Raw genomic sequence first — 16036 nt, forward strand, 5'->3', positions numbered from 1 at the left:
CTGTGCACCGTGAACGGGTGGTGGCCACCACCCGTTCAAACAAAAGAGGCAGAAGGATCATAACAAATCCTTCTGCCTCTCAAAGTATAAGGCCCGCATCAAGCGGGCCTTTTGTATGAGGAAAGCCGAAAGGCTTACATATTCGGGTAGTTTGGCCCGCCGCCACCTTCGGGCACGACCCAAACGATGTTCTGGGTCGGGTCCTTGATGTCGCAGGTTTTGCAATGCACGCAGTTCTGCGCGTTGATCTGCAGACGGTTACCACCGTTTTCTTCGTCTTCGACAAATTCATAAACACCGGCCGGGCAGAAGCGGGCTTCGGGCCCGTCATAAACGGCAAGGTTGGTGTTGACCGGAACACTGTCATCTTTCAGCGTCAGGTGGATCGGTTGATCCTCACCATGGTTGGTGTTTGACAGGAAGACCGATGACAGCTTGTCGAAGCTGACTTTGCCATCCGGTTTCGGATAATCGATCTTCGGCATGTCTTTTGCCGGTTTCAGGCAGGAATGGTCTTCGTGGTTTTTGAAGGTCCAAGGCGCCTTGCCACCGAACAGATAGGTGTCAACCGCACTATAGGCCATGCCACCCCAGAAGCCCCATTTGGCGAAGCTCGGACGGATGTTACGCACCTTGTGCAGCTCCGGATAGACCCAGCTGTCTTTGAGACGCTGCGGGTAGCTGTCCATCTGTGCCGGTGTTTCGTCCTTGGTCAGGGCTTCGAATGCGGCTTCGGCAGCCAGCATGCCGGTCTTCATCGCGGTGTGCGAACCTTTGATCTTCGGCACGTTCATGAAGCCCGCCGAGCACCCGATCAAGCAACCACCCGGGAAGACAAGATCCGGGATCGACTGGAAGCCGCCTTCGTTGAGCGCACGTGCGCCGTACGAGATGCGACGACCGTTTTCAAAGATCTTGCGGATTTCCGGATGCGTCTTGAAACGCTGGAATTCATCAAACGGGCTGAGATGCGGGTTTTCGTAATCAAGACCGATCACGAAGCCGACCACCACCTGATTGTTATCAAGATGATAGAGGAACGACCCACCATAGGTGTCCTTGTTCAGCGGCCAGCCAACGGTGTGCTGAATAAGGCCTTCCTTGTGGACTTCGGGATCGACTTCCCAGAGTTCCTTGATGCCGATGCCATAGGTCTGCGGATCGGAATTCTTGCGCAGATCGAATTTCTTGATCAGCTGTTCGGACAGTGAGCCACGGCACCCTTCAGCAAAGAAGGTATATTTGGCGTGCAGTTCCATACCCGGTTCGTGGTTCGGACCCGGCGTACCATCACGCTGCAGGCCCATATCGCCGGTGGCGATGCCCTTGACCGAACCGTCATCGTTAAACAGAACTTCGGCAGCGGCAAAGCCCGGATAAACTTCAACACCGAGTGCTTCGGCCTGTTCGCCAAGCCAGCGGCAGACATTGCCGAGGCTGACGATATAGTTGCCCTTGTTGTGCATCTGCGGCGGGGTCGGCAGCTTTTTCGCACCGGTTTCGCTCAGCATCAGGAACTGGTCTTCGCCAGCGGGCACATTCAGTGGTGCGCCGCGTTCCTGCCAGTCCGGGAAAAGTTCATTGATCGAGCGCGGCTCCATCACGGCACCCGACAGGGTATGTGCGCCGACCTCGGAACCTTTTTCAACCACACAGACGGTGATTTCTTTTTCCTGTTCCTGGGCGAGTTGCATCAGCTTGATGGCCGCTGACAGACCGGATACACCGGCGCCAACAACGACCACGTCAAATTCCATGGATTCCCGTTCCATTTGGCCTCTCTCCTTTGGCTGGCGACCGTATCGAACTGTTCCCGTTCGTTGGCCGTGAGCCGGTATTCACCGTTCAGGGTCTCGCCCAAGCCCTGATTTCTCAGATAATTCTCACTGGATAAAGCTATACCGATCATGGGATCGGTTGACAATCCATAGTCATGAACGGTGTCGCGTTTGTACTCTGGCACAAAGGACCCAAAATCGTATAAGGTCTTCCCAAGCAGTGCCCGCGATCCCGTTCGCGGTGCAACATACATCGCCTTTGTGTAGATGAGCAAACCAATTACAGACTTTGATGTAAATAATCTCGACCCGTTCGAGGCCCTTGTCTGGCAATTTGAAATGGGCGCGGACGAGGCCATCGCTGACGAACCGCTTGACCGTTTCAAGGCGTCTGAAAGCCTGCGCCAGAACGCGGCCAACCGTCAGGGATTTGGCGCGAATGCGCGTCCGGGCGCACCACGTCCGGCGGGTGGCCCAGCCCGCCCGGCCCAACCCGGGGGACCGGGGGCGACACCGATGCCAGCTGGCGCCGATGGCGGGTTTTTGTTGTCTGATACGCCGCACGAAGCCCGCCAATCCGCACGCGATGCGGCGGCCGCGGCAAACAGCCTTGACGAGCTCAAGGCCGCGATTGAAAAGTTTGAAGGCTGCGCGCTTAAAAAGTCGGCCAGTAATACGGTCTTTGGCGCCGGCAATGTCGAAGCCAAGCTGGTCTTGGTCGGCGAGGCGCCCGGGGCCGAAGAGGACCGTCAGGGACTGCCTTTCGTCGGGCCGAGTGGAAAGCTTCTCGATGCGATGCTGCGGTCTATCGGGCTTGCGCGTGAAGAAGCCTATATCACCAATATTCTGCCCTGGCGCCCGCCGGGGAACCGCCAGCCTACCACGGCGGAAATCGCGGTGTGTGAGCCGTTCATTCGCCGTCATCTTGAGCTGATCAGGCCGAAGGTTGTCGTGTGCCTTGGCGGCAGTTCGGCCAAGACATTGATGGAAGAAGATCGTGGCATCACGCGTTTGCGCGGCACATGGAAGGAGATTTCCTTTGCCGATGGCAAAAATGCGGCCCTGACCGCGATGTTCCATCCGGCCTATCTTCTGCGGACACCGGAACAAAAGCGCCTCGCCTGGCGTGATCTGCGCGCGATCTCGCACAAGCTTTAAATCTGCCCCTAAGGAATTGGCAATAAAGTCACTGTATGCATGGGAGATATGCATGCGTTTGGTCGGGTTTGCTTGGTTCGCGCCAAGTGATTGATTCCAGATAAATGATTTCGCGGTTTGGGTGTTTCCTGTTATAAGGAACGCCGTTGTACGAGGGGGAACACCGACGGCAACGGGTTGCGAGACCAAACTGCTTCGGGATAAACACGCGGCTTGAAAACAAGCCTCGTTGGGGAAACTGATTTTGATCGAAGCAATAAGAACACGCCTGCCGGGTGTCAAAAGCACCGTAAGGCAGGGACTCTTCTTCGCGTTTCTTGGCACCATGACGGTTATGGGTGCCGCGTCACCTGCTGCTGCCAGCACGCAGGAACAGGCTGCGCTGAGCAATCCTGTGCTTGATGACGCGCTTTCGACCCTGATCCCAAAGCCGCTTTCCGAGCGTGATGCCGAACTTTACGAACAGATTTTTGCCGTTCAGGAACAGGGCCGGTGGCAAGATGCCGACCGCCTGATTTCGCGCCTGTCCGATGATGTCCTGATGGGGCATGTGATGGCGCAGCGTTATCTGCACCCGACGGCGTATCGGTCGCGCTACAAGGAATTGAAGGGCTGGCTTGCCAAATATGCCGATCATCCGCAGGCACCGCGCATCTACAAACTTGCGCTGAAACGTCGTGGCACGGCCAACTATCCGAAAAAGCCGGTTGGCAGCTACGTCTCCGGTGCCGGATATGATTACGAGAACATCACCCCGTACTATCACAAGTCGACAAAGAAACTGTCGTCCAAGCAGCGTTCGCGCGTTTCGACCCTGAAGCGTCGTATTCGCCATCGCATTGGCAATGGCTGGCCGACCGGGGCGCTTGAAGTTCTTAACAGCGACGAAGCACAGCGCATTTTTGACGCCTATGAGCAGGACTATGCCAAGGCCGCGATTGCATCGGGTTACTATTACTTTGGCAAACCGGACCTTGCGTTGAAATATGCCAGCGAAGCGGCAAAGCGTTCGGGCAAGCATCTGCCCCAAGCACACTGGACCGCGGGCCTGACCGCGTGGCGCCTTGGCAAGATGGATGAATCGCACGCCCATTTCGCAGCACTGAGCATCAACAAATATGCGTCAAGTTGGACCCGCACGGCGGGGGCCTTCTGGGCGGCGCGGATTGACTTGGCTGCCGGCCGGTTTGATGAAGCCGATGTCATGTTGAACCGGGCGGCGGAATATCCGCGCTCCTTCTATGGCCAGTTGGCGATGCGTGCGCTGGGGCGTGATGACGTCTTTGACTGGGACAGCCTTGAGCTTGATGAAAACCGTGCCAACAAGCTGAAACTTGATCCGCATGGGCGTCGGGCATTGTCGCTTATGCAGGTTGGTCAGCGCGATGAAGCCGAACGTGAACTGCGCAAGGCCGCGGCCAAGGATGACGATTCGCTGCGTCGGGCTGTTCTGGCCCTGACCGATACCGCAAACTTTGCATCCCTGACCATGCGTCTTGGCAGCTATATCGCGCAAAAGACCGGTGATGTGTTTGTCAACGCGCTGTACCCGGTTCCGCCATGGGCGCCGGAAGGTGGCTATGAAGTTGACCGAGCGGTGATCTATGCCTTCATGCGTCAGGAATCAGGTTTCAACACCGATGCGCGCAGCCATGCCGGTGCACGTGGCCTGATGCAGCTGATGCCGGCCACGGCAAGCTATATCGGCAATACGCGCTATCGCGGTGCCAAGCGCGCCGAGCTGTATCAGCCGGAAATCAACCTGTCGCTTGGACAGAAATATGTTGATCATCTGCTTGATCAGAATGGCGTTGATAACGGCTTCCTGCAGTTGATGGCGGCCTATAACGGTGGCATTGGCAATCTTGGTCGCTGGCAGAAGGCGCTTAAGGACAATGTCGATCCGCTTTATTTCATCGAAAGCATCCCGTCGCGTGAAACCCGTTTGTTCATCGAACGCGTGATGGCCAATCTTTGGATGTATCGTTCCCGGTTCGGTCAGGAAACGCCGTCGCTTGATCTTCTGGCAGCTGGTGAATGGCCAACCTATCAGCCGCAGGATCAGGATACGGACCGCGGCCTGACAGCGCAGCGCTAAGCGTCCGTCACCTGCGATGACAGCCCATAACGGCAATAGCGCGCAACAGCCCAAAACAGATCACAAGGACCGTGCCCCGGAACAGGGGACGGTCCTTGATCGTATCAAGATGCCGCCCATGAGCGGCGAAGAAGCCCTGCGCCGGTTTGACGAGGGTCATGCATCTCAAACCGGTTCTGAAAACGCGCGTCACACCGGGGAGCTTGAAAACCTGCATCCGGTCATGAAGCTGGTCGCACTTGGCGGGACATTGTTGCTGATTGTGGGGGTGCTGCTTGGGGTGTTGTATCTGTTTTCGGCCTAAGAGCCAGGCTGCAACTTACTGTGCGCTGTCGTCACTCGATTGCAGGGCCGCGATTTCGCTTTTTGTGGCATTGCCCAGCGGATCGTCACTGGGCAGGTCGCGATAGAGGTCGCTGAGCACCCGCAGGGCTTGTTCCGGTTTGCCATTTTGTTTGAGCATCATGCCATAATAGTAACGCGCCAACAGATGGTTGGGCATCTGGCCCAGGGCATGCAGGACCAGATCCCGCGATGTATTGTCGATCTTGCCATCCTGAGCCGTGATGCGGGTATCGGCATATTCGATGGCAAGCAACGGGTTCTCACCTGACAGGGCATAGGCCTGGGCAAAGGCGGCAACCGCCCGTTCGATATTTCCAAGACGTAGAGACCCACGCGCAAGCGCCACCCAGCCCTGAAGGTTGCGTGGATTGACCTCAAGCGAGACGACAATCTGATTAAGCAATCGCCGGATTTGCTGATCGGTTTTGAAATCGGGATCCGTGGCGTTATCGGCAACGGCGGCGGCCGCAGCCAGGTTGCGTTCGCCGGCTCGCTCGGCATAGGGGCGCGCGGGCAGGCTCGGGCTGCCCAGCATGGCATAAAGCCCCAATGCGGCAATGACCGGCAAGGCAGAGAATGACACGCGACGCGCACGTGATCTGTGGTTTGCTGATTTCGGCAGGCTTGCATAAAGGGCTGCACCCGCCAAAAGTGCCAGAACAGTCAAGCCGATCCAGATCACCGGATGCCTCCGATCGGATGGCGATATGTCAGGCGATCATTGTTCATCAGGCTTTGCCGTCGTCCTTTGAAGTGCCCAGAAGCTCATCGAGGCGATCCTGTTCATCCTTTGACAGGGATGCCGAGGCGCTCGATCCATCGCGTTGCTTGCGGCGGTAAAAGGCAAAAACAGCCAGAAGGGCGAGAACCACCAGAACGACCGGACTTGCCCACAGAATATAGGTTTCGGGCTTTAGCGGCGGGTTCAGCAGAACATAGTCGCCATAGCGCGCAACGATATAGTCGATGACTTCCTGATTTTCATCGCCAGCGACCAGTCGTTCGCGCACCAGCACGCGCAGATCACGCGCCAGTTCGGCATCGGAATCGTCAATCGACTGGTTCTGACAGACAAGACACCGCAGTTCCTTGCTGATTTCACGTGCACGTTCTTCGAGAACCGAATTGGACAGCATTTCGTCCGGATTGACAGCCAAGGCCGGGTTGGACGCAATCACCGGAACCAGAATGGCAAGGGTACCAAAAACGAGTTTGAAGCGTCTGATCATCCCTTTATCTCCCCGATTTTTGGCAGCAGGACTTTTTCAAGGACTTCGACCGTCACCGGGCCGACATGCTTGTATCTGATTTGGCCATTGCCATCGATGATGAAGGTTTCAGGAACACCATAAACGCCGAAATCAATGCCGGTGCGCCCGGAAATATCCATGCCAACAGCGGCATAAGGATCGCCAAGCTCATCGAGCCATTTGACACCGTCCTCGGGGTCCTTTTCCTTGTAATTCAGGCCATAGACCGGAACGTCGGCTTCACGGGAAAGGCGCTTGATCAGCGGGTGTTCTGCACGACAGGGAATGCACCAGCTGGCAAAGACATTTAGAACCGAGACTTCACCCTGTGTCAGGTCGGCACGTGACAGGCCATCTTCGCGTCCCGGCAGGGGCGGGAGTGAGAATTCCGGGGCCGGTTTGTCGATCAGGACCGATGGCACGACGGAGGCATCCTTGTCGATGTTTAACAAAAATACCCCGGCCAGTGCGGCAAACAGAACCAGCGGGATTATGGCGATCGAAAATCTCATGAAGCGGGAACTCCAAACTTCTTAAGGCGCAGGATTACGCGCGTGAGGATGCTGAAACATCCCCCGATCAACATCAATAGCATGCCACCCCAAACCCAGGGCATCATCGGCAAGTAATGCACGGTGACAACCCGGCCACCATCATCATCGCGGTCGCCGATGGAAACATGCAAATCACCATCCCGACCATGCCAGATGTCAGCTTCGCGGGTTTCGACACCACGGATCGGATAATAGCGAATTTCCGGGAAAAGCTCTGTGACCGGCAGGGAGTGACGATACAGGATAAAGGTCGCCTGACGGGTGGCGTAGTTTTCACCTGCCAAAAGCGAGACGCCTTCATACTGCAGGTTATAGGGGCCCGCCTGAATGCTTTGCCCGGCACGGGCTGAAACGACAACCTGTTCTTCCCAGATGCTACTCGCCGATCCGCCGGCGATCAGAACCGCCAGACCGATATGGGCAAGTGTCATGCTGACATAGCGGGGGCCAAGAAGCTGAAGGTTGCGATATTTGCTTTCGCCATGTTCCGGGTGACGCCAAAGCCGCGCCCAAAGGTCACTGATCGATGCAGTCAGAACCCACCCGGCAAGGCCGATGCCGATCAGCGGGGCCGGGGACATGTCGATAAACCGGATCGAAACAAACAGAACCGTGATCAATGACAGGATGGCAGCAAGTTTCATGCGCCGCCCGATCATCCATACTTCATCCTGTCGCCAGCGCAGAGCCGGGGCAAAGGCCATCAGAAACAGCATGGGGACAACGATGGGGATCAGGACATCGACATAAAAAGGCGCGCCAACCGTGATCGGTTCGCCCGTGATCCACTTCAACACCAGCGGATAGATGGTGCCAATCAGGACAACGGCCCCGATCAAGGACAACATGACACTGTTGAGGAACATCGCACTTTCGCGCGAAATCAACTCGAAACAGCGGCCCATACCCATCTGTTCGACCGATCGCCAGAACAGGTAATAGGAAAGCCCGAAGACCACACAGAACCCGACCAGAAGTCCGGTACTGTCGCTGGGCAAAAGTTGGGTTTCGGGCAAGGGGGCGAAAAGATCAGAACGGGTCAGGTACACCCCGAACCAGCCAACCGCCAAAGCCGTGATCGCAAGAAATGCTGTCCAGCCCCGAAGGGCTTCGGTCTTTTCCAGGACCGCGCGGCAATGCAAAAGGGCCGTGGCCAGCAACCATGGCAAAAGCAGGCTGTTCTCGGCGGTGTCCCAATACCACCAGCCCCCCCAAGCCTGTTCGCTATAAGAGCGATAGGCGTTGATTGCGATCGCAGCACCCAGACAAACCCAGGATGCGATGGTCCAGGATCGCATGGTTTCCGCAAGCTTACGATCGATCCTGCGATCAAACAGCCCAGCCAATATCAGAGCAAAGACCCCGGCAAGGCCCGCAAGACCGAAGTAAAGAAACGGTTCGCGGAGAATTTTGAGCACGTCCTGGCTTTGCGGATTCATGCCCCGCCCGTCAAGCGGTACCACGCCCGCGCGCAAGAACGGATTGGCATCGATCAGGGTGATAACACCGAGTATGGCAACCAGAAGCCCCACAATCGACAGCGCGTTGCGGCCAAATCGATCATCAACGGTTTCTGATCGTTTATGTAATTGAAACGCCAGCAGCAGGTTCACCACAGACAACGCCACAAGCCACAGCAACATCGCCCCGCCGTCCGGGGTGAATGCCGCCCCGATGCGATAAAGCAGCGGTGTGGATGAATGGCTTACATCGGTGACGATGGGCAGGGTAAAGTCGCTGACGATAAAGGCGTTCAGCAATGCGGCCTCGGCCAGAAGGCCGAGCAGAAGGATGGTTGCGGGCAGCAAAAAGAGATTGGCGGGTCTTGCCACCGGGCCAAAGGTGGCCCCGTCATCATCAGGTGAAACGTCGGGGCTGCCAGCGGGGGTGGCCTTGGGGATTTTCGGGGTGAGCGTGCGCAGGGACGCGTGCAGCCACAGCGGACTGAACAGGACGGCCTGTCCGATCCCGGTGACCACCATCAGAAGCAGGGCAAAATGTCCTAACTCTGCAAGCATGTGCGTCTAAGGCTTCCCCAATAAGTTCCCCTGCGATCTATTGCCTGATCTGTGGGGCACGGATCAAGGGGCAATGGTCGCGGCTATGTTCTTCTTGCGCGTATGGTCGGGCTTTATGGCGGCAGAATGTGGCTTAATTGCGCATCTCTTCGGCGTTTTTGGCTTCTATTTCTTCCCAATAGCCGCTTTTCTTAAGCGATTCGGCGACTTCGGGCGGCATGTAGTTTTCGTCATGCTTGGCCAGAACTTCAGACGCGATAAAGGTGCCCTCGCTGCTCATATGGCCTTCGGCAACCACGCCCTGACCTTCGCGAAACAGATCCGGCAAAATGCCGCGATAGGAAACCGGCACGGTTTCCGCCATATCGGTGACGGCAAAGGCAATGGTTTGGCCGTCATCCTGCTTTGCAACCGATCCTTCGACGACAAGACCGCCAATGCGCAAACGCTGATCCGGGTCGATGGGAGATTTTTCGGCGATTTCGGTTGGGCTGAAGAAAAACACGACCGAGTCTTCAAACGCGGTCAGCATCAGGGCCGCAGCACCCCCAACGGCGAGCAGGATGGCGCCGATGACATACATGCGTTGGCGTTTGCGGATTTTTGCGCGGGAAAGGGACACAGTCGTTCTCCGTCAGGATGCCTTTTGGGTCTGTTTGGTGCGGCGCGGGCGCCGTGCTTGCAAGACGGCTTCGAGCTGATCGCGTTCAATACGGCTGCTGCGCAGACCACGCAGGGTGGCGATCAGCAAAACGATCATGGCCAGCGCTGTTAAGCCGTAACTTGCCCAGATATAGCTGCCATAGCCGCCCATTGAGAAGAATTCACTCATTGTTTGGCCTCCGCATTGTGACCGGCTTCATAGCTCTGATCCTTGGCCGGTTCCGGGGTGCTGCGTTCATCAAACATGCCCGACAGATGCAGGGCGCGAATGCGACGTTCATTGAGCTCCAGACGCACACGCAGGATCAGAACAACGAAGTAGTAGCAGGTAAAACCAAGGATCATCAGGGCAAGCGGCAATTGCATGCTGGGATCAATCGCCGGGCCATCCATGCGCACGATCGAGGCCGGTTGATGCAGCGTGTTCCACCAGTCGACCGAGAATTTGACAATCGGCACATTGACTGCGCCGACCAGTGCCAGGGCCGAACCGGCCTTTGATCCGCGTTCGGGATCATCAAACGCATTCACAAGCGCCATGTAGCCCAGATAAAGGAACAACAGGATCAGCATCGATGTCAGGCGCGCATCCCACACCCACCAAGTACCCCACATCGGTTCGCCCCAAAGCGATCCGGTAATCAGGCAAAGGGCGGTGAAGGTTGCGCCAACCGGTGCGGTGGCGCGCGCGCAAATATCGGCCAACGGGTGTTTCCAGATCAGGCTCATCGCGCCGCAGATCGCCATGCCGACATAGCAAAACAGGCCCATCCATGCGGCTGGAACATGGATATACATGATCCGCACGGTGTGGCCTTGCTGGTAATCAACCGGCGACCCGATCAGGGAAAAATAAAGCCCGGCCGCGATCAGGATCACGGTCAGAACCGACAGCCACGGCAGGATCGGGGCTGTGAATTTCAAAAACACACTTGGTTTAGCAAAGCGATGCATTTTTCTTATCCTTGGTGCGGAAATCCGCAAAGGGTCATCTTGTGTCGTCTTCTTGTTCTATTCCATGGCCTGGCGTACGGCATGGGCGGTCGCAAATGGGGCTGCTGCCAGTGTCAAAAGCAGGATCGCAGCCATGATCTGTAATTGTGCGGTGGCCGAAATTCCGAGCAGGGCGGCTTCAACGGCACCGGCGCCAAATATCAGTACCGGAATATATAGTGGTAAAACCAGAAGTGATACAAGGACACCACCACGTCGCGCGCCAAGTATCAGCGCCGCGCCAATCGCCCCGATCAGGCTGAGTGCCGGTGTTCCAAGTAACATGGCGACCATCAGAATGGCAAAACCGTCCTGGTCCATATTGAGCATTACCGCCATAAGCGGGGCCGCAATGATCAGCGGAAGCCCGGTTGTCAGCCAATGTGCGAGCACCTTGCCCAAAATCAGAAGTTCAAGCGACACGGGTGACAGGGTCAACAGTTCAAGCGATCCGTCTTCGTAATCAGTCTGAAAAACACGTTCAAGCGACAGCATGGCGGCCAGCAGTGCTGAGACCCAGATCACACCTGATGCGATGCGCGCCAGGATATTGACCTCCGGCCCGACGCCGAACGGAAACAGGGTTGTGGTGACAATAAAGAAGGCCACGACCATGACGGAATCGGCCCCCTGTCGTAGGGCCAGGCTCAAGTCACGGCGCAGGATTGCTATAAAGCCGTTCATTGCGCGGCCTCCTGCGATGACGGTGCGCGCGTGGCCTGCGCCATATCTTCGATATCGTCCTGCTCAGCCAGCCATTCGACCATCGGGATGGCGAAGTCATCAAGATCGAGAATGGTCGGGTTTTCGACATCCAGATCGATATGGGTCGAATAGACGACAATACCGCCATTGGCGCGAAACGCGGCGATCAGTTGCGCCAGTTCGGCACAGCTTTCGCGGTCCAGACCCACGGTCGGTTCATCAAGCAGCCAAAGATTGCTTTCACCGATCAGGATGCGGGCAAGGGCGGTACGGCGTTTCTGGCCACTTGAAAGGTAGCGACCGGTGATGCGCGACAGGTGGTGGATCTGAAGTGCATTGAGCGCGCGGTCAATGGCGGCATCAAGATCACGCACCCCGCGCAGCTGCCCCCAAAGGCGTAAATTGTCGCGCACGGACAGGACGGGTTTGATGGCATCCTGATGACCCAGATAATGGGTGCGGGCATGATGGGCGGCGCGATCATCGGCAATGTTTTCGCCTTTCCAGAAAAGGCCGCCGGAGCGCGGTGCGAGAAGACCGGCCATCAGGCGCAACAGGCTTGATTTCCCGGCGCCATTTCGACCACGCAGCATCACGGCATCACCGGATTTGGCCGAAAAGGACAGGCCGCCAAATACCAGTCTTTCGCCGCGCAGGCAGGTCAGATCAGAACCGCTAAAATCAGCCATATAACCCGTTAGATTGTCTGAAATTCATTCTGCAACACGTCATGATATAACGCGTTCCAGCGGATTATTCATGCAATAACCGACAATCGTCTGGTTGGCATTGTTTCAAATCAATCCAAATTCACTATCAAGTAGAGATCAAGTGGGGATTCAGTCTGCGAAACGCACCATGGCTGCGCCACTGATCGGGCCGCCACGGCCATTCTGGATCAAAACCGCGATCCCGCCGTCATAGGCATCTGCCATGGCAAAGGGGATTTTCTGCTGACTGCTGCCATCCCATTGACCGAGGCTGACCATTTCACGCACGACATTGGCATTGACCAACCGCTTGCCGGCATTTTCCCCGGACAATACGTCGCGTTGATGTTCGCGATCAAAGCCGATCAACCAGACTTGTGCGATCCGGCCCGGAGAAGCCCTGCCAACAGCGCGGAGCGAGATGGTGCCTTTGGCTGGCAGCGTTTCGTCTGTCGTGCTCAGGTGGATGTTGGCAATGTCGTCCAGAGGCGCGATGGTCGTGCTTGTGGTTTCGATCTGTTGTCTGGCGGTGGCGCGCACCACGTGGTCGCCATTGATGATGACTTGCGGGGTATAGACGTAGCGTTCGCGCATGCGATTGGCGTAGTCGCGCTGACGCGCACTATAGCGGGCATCGGAAAACGGATCTTCCCAACCAAGATAGTTCCAGTAATCCACATGATAGGACAGCAACAGCAGGTCATCATGTTGATCTGCCATGTCATGCAGAACCTGATCGGCGGGCGGGCAGGAGTTGCATCCTTGGGATGTGTAAAGTTCGACCACGGCGCGGGGCAAAACGCTTTCGCGCGCGTCTGCCGGTGCGGATACGGTCATGAGCAACAGTGCGAGCGCACTTAAAAGGGGGCGAGGGTTTTTCATGCCCCTGATCATGCCTGAAAAGCACCATCACCGACCAATCACAAGGCGTTGAAAGCCAGGCGAGGCGCCAGAATGCGATGATCTTGTTGTGCTTTTTTAGGGTCAGGACCTATGACGCAGCAGCGATTTTGGCTTTGGCCAGTTCGGAAACCTGTTCTGCGGGCATCGGGTGCCCCAGAAGGTACCCCTGAATAAGGTCACAACCGGCGTGGCGCAGCACTTGAAGCTGATGCTCGTTCTCGACACCTTCGGCAACGCAGGTTTTGCCAAGGTTCTGCGCCATATTGATGATGGTGATTGGCAAGGTCTCGCCATCCGGGCCGTCTTCGATGTCCCAGACAAAGCTGCGATCAAGCTTGATGACATCAAAGGGCAAGGTACGCAAATAGCTGAGACTGGAAAAACCCGTGCCGAAGTCGTCAAGCGCAATCCGTACACCGAGATCACGCAGGCGTTGCAGCTTGGTACGCATATCGTCGATATTGCGCATGAAAAGGCTTTCGGTGACTTCGATTTCCAGCCGGTCAGCGGCGACACCCTTGTCGACGATGATGGAGCGCAGCTGTTCGGCAAAATCCATCGACCCATAGAACTGCTGCACGGACACATTCACCGCAAGGCGCAGATTATGCAGGCCTTCCTGACGCCATGCGATCAACTGATTGCAAGCGGTGCGGATGACCCAACGCCCCAGTTCGCCGATGACACCCATTTCCTCGGCAATCGGGATGAAGGTCGAGGGCGGAATGGTTTTGCCATCGGCCGTCGTCCAGCGCAGGAGGGCCTCGACCCCGGCGATTTCGCCGGTTTTGGCATCAAATTGCGGCTGATAAACAAGGTGGAGTTCCTCGTTATCAATTGCGCGACGCAAGGCGGTTTCAAGGGCCAGGTCCGCACCTTTCTGGCTGTGCAGATTAACACTGTAAAGCCCGACGCGGTTGCGCCCCTGTTCCTTGGCCTGAACCATTGCGAGTTCGGCACAGCGGATGATGTTGCTGGTGTCGTTGGCGTCTTCCGGGAAGGAGGCAATACCAATGCTTGCCGATAGATAGACATCCTCGCCCTTGCGCGTCATGTGGGCTTCGCCGAGGCGCCCGAGAAGTTTTTCTGAGATCTCGAAGGCTTCTTGTTCGGTATTCACATGCGGCAGGATCGCGGCAAATTCGTCAGCACCGACGCGTGCGACAACCGCATCGTGACCGAGTTCCCGGCTGATGCGGCGCGATACTTCGACCAGAACATCATCCCCGATATTGTGGCCAAGGGCGTTATTCACACGCTGGAAGTTATCAAGATCCAGCATGGCGATGGTCAATGGGCGGCCGATCCGGCGCGCCCGCCCGATATGCAGTGATAGAAGTTCCGAAAACCGGCGGCGGTTGGGCATGCCGGTCAGTTCATCGGTAAAGGCAATGCGCAGCACATCTTCGCGGTTTTTTTCACGACCGCTGATGTCGGTAAAGATCGACGCGTAATGCGTTACAGTGCCTTCGCCGTCGCGCACCGCCATGATCGACAGCCATTCGGCATAGATCTCGCCCGATTTGCGGCGGTTCCAGATTTCGCCTTCCCATTTTCCCGTGCGGGTCAGGTCCGACCAGAGCTTGTCATAGAACGCCTTGTTCTGACGCCCGGATTTCAGAATGGCCGGTGTCTTGCCAATGACCTCTTCGGCCTGATAGCCGGTCACGCGCGTGAAGGCAGGGTTGACGGCCTCGATCTCGGACTGGGCATTGCAGATCATCACGCAGTCGGGCGAATTTTCGATCAGTTTGTTGGCAAGTGCCAGTGACTGACGGGCCTTGGTCAGTTCGCTGCCGCTGTCTTCGGCGAGGCTGCTCAGATGGATCAGGTAATCCTGTTCGATGAATTCAAGCAGGTCGGCAAAGGACAAAACACCGATGGTCTCGCCGTGGTGGTTATGAACCACAAGATGACGGAAATTGTCGCGCATCATCATTTTGCGCGCGTCATCAAGGTTCATGTCCTGTTGAATAAACGTCACCGGACGGGTGGCAATGTCGCCAGCGGTCAGGTTTTCGTGTTCATCGGCCAGATGGCGCAGGATGTCGCGTTCGGTGATGATACCGGTTTGCATTTCTGGCGGTTGATTGTCCGAAAAGCCGGAAATGATCGCGCTGTCACATTTTTCCGCATGCATGCGCTGACGCAGTTCCCAAACGCGAATGTCCTTGTCGGCAAACACGGTTGATTGGCGAACGGCATCGGCAACGTCATTGGCAATGAATGGCTTTTTGTCGCCGACATGGCGGATCAGATCGGTCTGGCTGACAATCCCGACAAGGCACCCGTCCGCGTCAATGGTGACCAGATGACGCACGCCGCGGTCGCGCATGCGCACAATGGCCGATTGCGCCGTGGCGTGGACCGAAATGGTATGAACCGGTTTTGACATGCGCGTCGAAACCGGTTCGGAAAATGCAGCGGATGTTGCGGACGGCAGCGAGAGCAAATCATGCTCGGTGACAATCCCCACAGGCTTGTTTGATACAACCACAATAATGGAACTGCTGTTGGCATGACGCATCTTTGCAACCGCTTCGCCAAGGGTTGCTTGCGGGTTACAGCTTAAGACCGTTCCGGGTGAGAGTGTACCGACCGTCAGACCAAACGGGCGTCCGTCTGAGGATGTGGGGCGTATCATGCGGGTTTGCTCTGTTGGATTGTTCTTGTTCGCTATTATTCTTAAGGGGTGACTCGTTTGCGCCATACCTAACAGGTTCGGCTCTTTTGAGAATTGTTCTGGATCAAGTGTGCGGGTTATAACCGACGCGCGGTCAGTTTTTTAGTTAGACAAAACAAAAACACCCCACCGGAAAACCGGTGGGGTGTCAACAGGTCGGCCTGAGATTTCAATAAGG

At 56.6% G+C, this 16036-nt stretch carries 15 protein-coding genes; 3 read left to right on the top strand and 12 right to left on the bottom strand.

What is annotated here, in order from left to right:
* Window positions 1–134: 134 nt before the first annotated feature.
* Window positions 135–1772: an electron transfer flavoprotein-ubiquinone oxidoreductase gene (locus ACXAIA_RS11375; RefSeq protein ID WP_475349430.1), complete on the bottom strand. Its 1638-nt coding sequence runs from the start codon at window positions 1770–1772 to the stop codon at window positions 135–137.
* 273 nt (window positions 1773–2045) lie between these two features.
* Here ACXAIA_RS11375 and ACXAIA_RS11380 point away from each other — a divergent pair, with 273 nt between their 5' ends.
* The 3 genes from ACXAIA_RS11380 (at window position 2046) to ACXAIA_RS11390 (ending at window position 5338) form a co-directional block, all read left to right on the top strand.
* Complete coding sequence (locus ACXAIA_RS11380; RefSeq protein ID WP_475349431.1) at window positions 2046–2936, top strand: uracil-DNA glycosylase; 891 nt, start codon at window positions 2046–2048, stop codon at window positions 2934–2936.
* A 244-nt stretch (window positions 2937–3180) separates the two neighbouring features.
* Entirely contained in the window at window positions 3181–5034 is a 1854-nt protein-coding gene (locus ACXAIA_RS11385) for a lytic transglycosylase domain-containing protein (protein ID WP_475349432.1), read from the top strand.
* Window positions 5035–5050: 16 nt separating this feature from the next.
* Window positions 5051–5338: a hypothetical protein gene (locus ACXAIA_RS11390; protein ID WP_475349433.1), complete on the top strand. Its 288-nt coding sequence runs from the start codon at window positions 5051–5053 to the stop codon at window positions 5336–5338.
* Between the two features lie 15 nt (window positions 5339–5353).
* Here the strand turns inward: ACXAIA_RS11390 and ACXAIA_RS11395 are convergent, their stop codons facing one another.
* From ACXAIA_RS11395 to ACXAIA_RS11445, 11 genes are all read right to left on the bottom strand, one after another.
* On the bottom strand, window positions 5354–6061 hold the full coding sequence (locus ACXAIA_RS11395; RefSeq protein WP_475349434.1) for a tetratricopeptide repeat protein: 708 nt from the start codon (window positions 6059–6061) through the stop codon (window positions 5354–5356).
* Window positions 6062–6107: 46 nt separating this feature from the next.
* The gene (locus ACXAIA_RS11400; RefSeq protein WP_475349435.1) at window positions 6108–6608 is read right to left on the bottom strand and encodes a cytochrome c-type biogenesis protein; all 501 of its coding nucleotides are present in this window, start codon (window positions 6606–6608) and stop codon (window positions 6108–6110) included.
* Window positions 6605–7141, bottom strand: a complete 537-nt coding sequence (locus ACXAIA_RS11405; protein ID WP_475349436.1) for a DsbE family thiol:disulfide interchange protein — start codon at window positions 7139–7141, stop codon at window positions 6605–6607. The genes ACXAIA_RS11400 and ACXAIA_RS11405 overlap by 4 nt, the downstream gene beginning before the upstream one ends.
* On the bottom strand, window positions 7138–9201 hold the full coding sequence (locus ACXAIA_RS11410; RefSeq protein WP_475349437.1) for a heme lyase CcmF/NrfE family subunit: 2064 nt from the start codon (window positions 9199–9201) through the stop codon (window positions 7138–7140). The genes ACXAIA_RS11405 and ACXAIA_RS11410 overlap by 4 nt, the downstream gene beginning before the upstream one ends.
* 133 nt (window positions 9202–9334) lie before the next feature.
* On the bottom strand, window positions 9335–9823 hold the full coding sequence (gene ccmE / locus ACXAIA_RS11415; RefSeq protein ID WP_475346944.1) for a cytochrome c maturation protein CcmE: 489 nt from the start codon (window positions 9821–9823) through the stop codon (window positions 9335–9337).
* 12 nt (window positions 9824–9835) lie between these two features.
* A complete protein-coding gene (gene ccmD / locus ACXAIA_RS11420) occupies window positions 9836–10033 on the bottom strand; it encodes a heme exporter protein CcmD (protein ID WP_475349438.1) in 198 nt (65 codons plus the stop codon).
* Complete coding sequence (locus tag ACXAIA_RS11425) at window positions 10030–10818, bottom strand: heme ABC transporter permease (protein WP_475346946.1); 789 nt, start codon at window positions 10816–10818, stop codon at window positions 10030–10032. The genes ccmD and ACXAIA_RS11425 overlap by 4 nt, the downstream gene beginning before the upstream one ends.
* Before the next feature lie 57 nt (window positions 10819–10875).
* Window positions 10876–11541, bottom strand: a complete 666-nt coding sequence (gene ccmB / locus ACXAIA_RS11430) for a heme exporter protein CcmB (protein ID WP_475346947.1) — start codon at window positions 11539–11541, stop codon at window positions 10876–10878.
* Window positions 11538–12251 (bottom strand): heme ABC exporter ATP-binding protein CcmA, encoded by a 714-nt coding sequence (gene ccmA / locus ACXAIA_RS11435; protein ID WP_475349439.1) that lies wholly within the window; start codon window positions 12249–12251, stop codon window positions 11538–11540. Before ccmA ends, ccmB begins: the two co-directional genes overlap by 4 nt.
* A 150-nt stretch (window positions 12252–12401) precedes the next feature.
* Window positions 12402–13154 carry a DUF1223 domain-containing protein gene (locus ACXAIA_RS11440; protein ID WP_475349440.1) on the bottom strand — a complete coding sequence of 251 codons (753 nt, stop codon included), beginning with the start codon at window positions 13152–13154 and terminating at the stop codon, window positions 12402–12404.
* A gap of 109 nt (window positions 13155–13263) precedes the next feature.
* Window positions 13264–15819: an EAL domain-containing protein gene (locus tag ACXAIA_RS11445; protein WP_475349441.1), complete on the bottom strand. Its 2556-nt coding sequence runs from the start codon at window positions 15817–15819 to the stop codon at window positions 13264–13266.
* Window positions 15820–16036 lie beyond the last annotated feature (217 nt).

This window comes from Thalassospira sp. ABL2_045 (assembly GCF_056161285.1).

Excerpts from the sequence above, each read along its gene's own strand:
- ACXAIA_RS11390 (WP_475349433.1), top strand. The coding sequence starts at position 5,051 with ATGACAGCCCATAACGGCAATAGCGCGCAACAGCCCAAAACAGATCAC.
- ACXAIA_RS11425 (WP_475346946.1), bottom strand. The coding sequence starts at position 10,818 with ATGCATCGCTTTGCTAAACCAAGTGTGTTTTTGAAATTCACAGCCCCG.
- ACXAIA_RS11410 (WP_475349437.1), bottom strand. The coding sequence starts at position 9,201 with ATGCTTGCAGAGTTAGGACATTTTGCCCTGCTTCTGATGGTGGTCACC.
- ACXAIA_RS11380 (WP_475349431.1), top strand. The coding sequence starts at position 2,046 with ATGAGCAAACCAATTACAGACTTTGATGTAAATAATCTCGACCCGTTC.
- ACXAIA_RS11440 (WP_475349440.1), bottom strand. The coding sequence starts at position 13,154 with ATGAAAAACCCTCGCCCCCTTTTAAGTGCGCTCGCACTGTTGCTCATG.
- ACXAIA_RS11445 (WP_475349441.1), bottom strand. The coding sequence starts at position 15,819 with ATGATACGCCCCACATCCTCAGACGGACGCCCGTTTGGTCTGACGGTC.
- ccmB (WP_475346947.1), bottom strand. The coding sequence starts at position 11,541 with ATGAACGGCTTTATAGCAATCCTGCGCCGTGACTTGAGCCTGGCCCTA.
- ccmA (WP_475349439.1), bottom strand. The coding sequence starts at position 12,251 with ATGGCTGATTTTAGCGGTTCTGATCTGACCTGCCTGCGCGGCGAAAGA.
- ACXAIA_RS11405 (WP_475349436.1), bottom strand. The coding sequence starts at position 7,141 with ATGAGATTTTCGATCGCCATAATCCCGCTGGTTCTGTTTGCCGCACTG.
- ccmD (WP_475349438.1), bottom strand. The coding sequence starts at position 10,033 with ATGAGTGAATTCTTCTCAATGGGCGGCTATGGCAGCTATATCTGGGCA.
- ACXAIA_RS11375 (WP_475349430.1), bottom strand. The coding sequence starts at position 1,772 with ATGGAACGGGAATCCATGGAATTTGACGTGGTCGTTGTTGGCGCCGGT.
- ACXAIA_RS11400 (WP_475349435.1), bottom strand. The coding sequence starts at position 6,608 with ATGATCAGACGCTTCAAACTCGTTTTTGGTACCCTTGCCATTCTGGTT.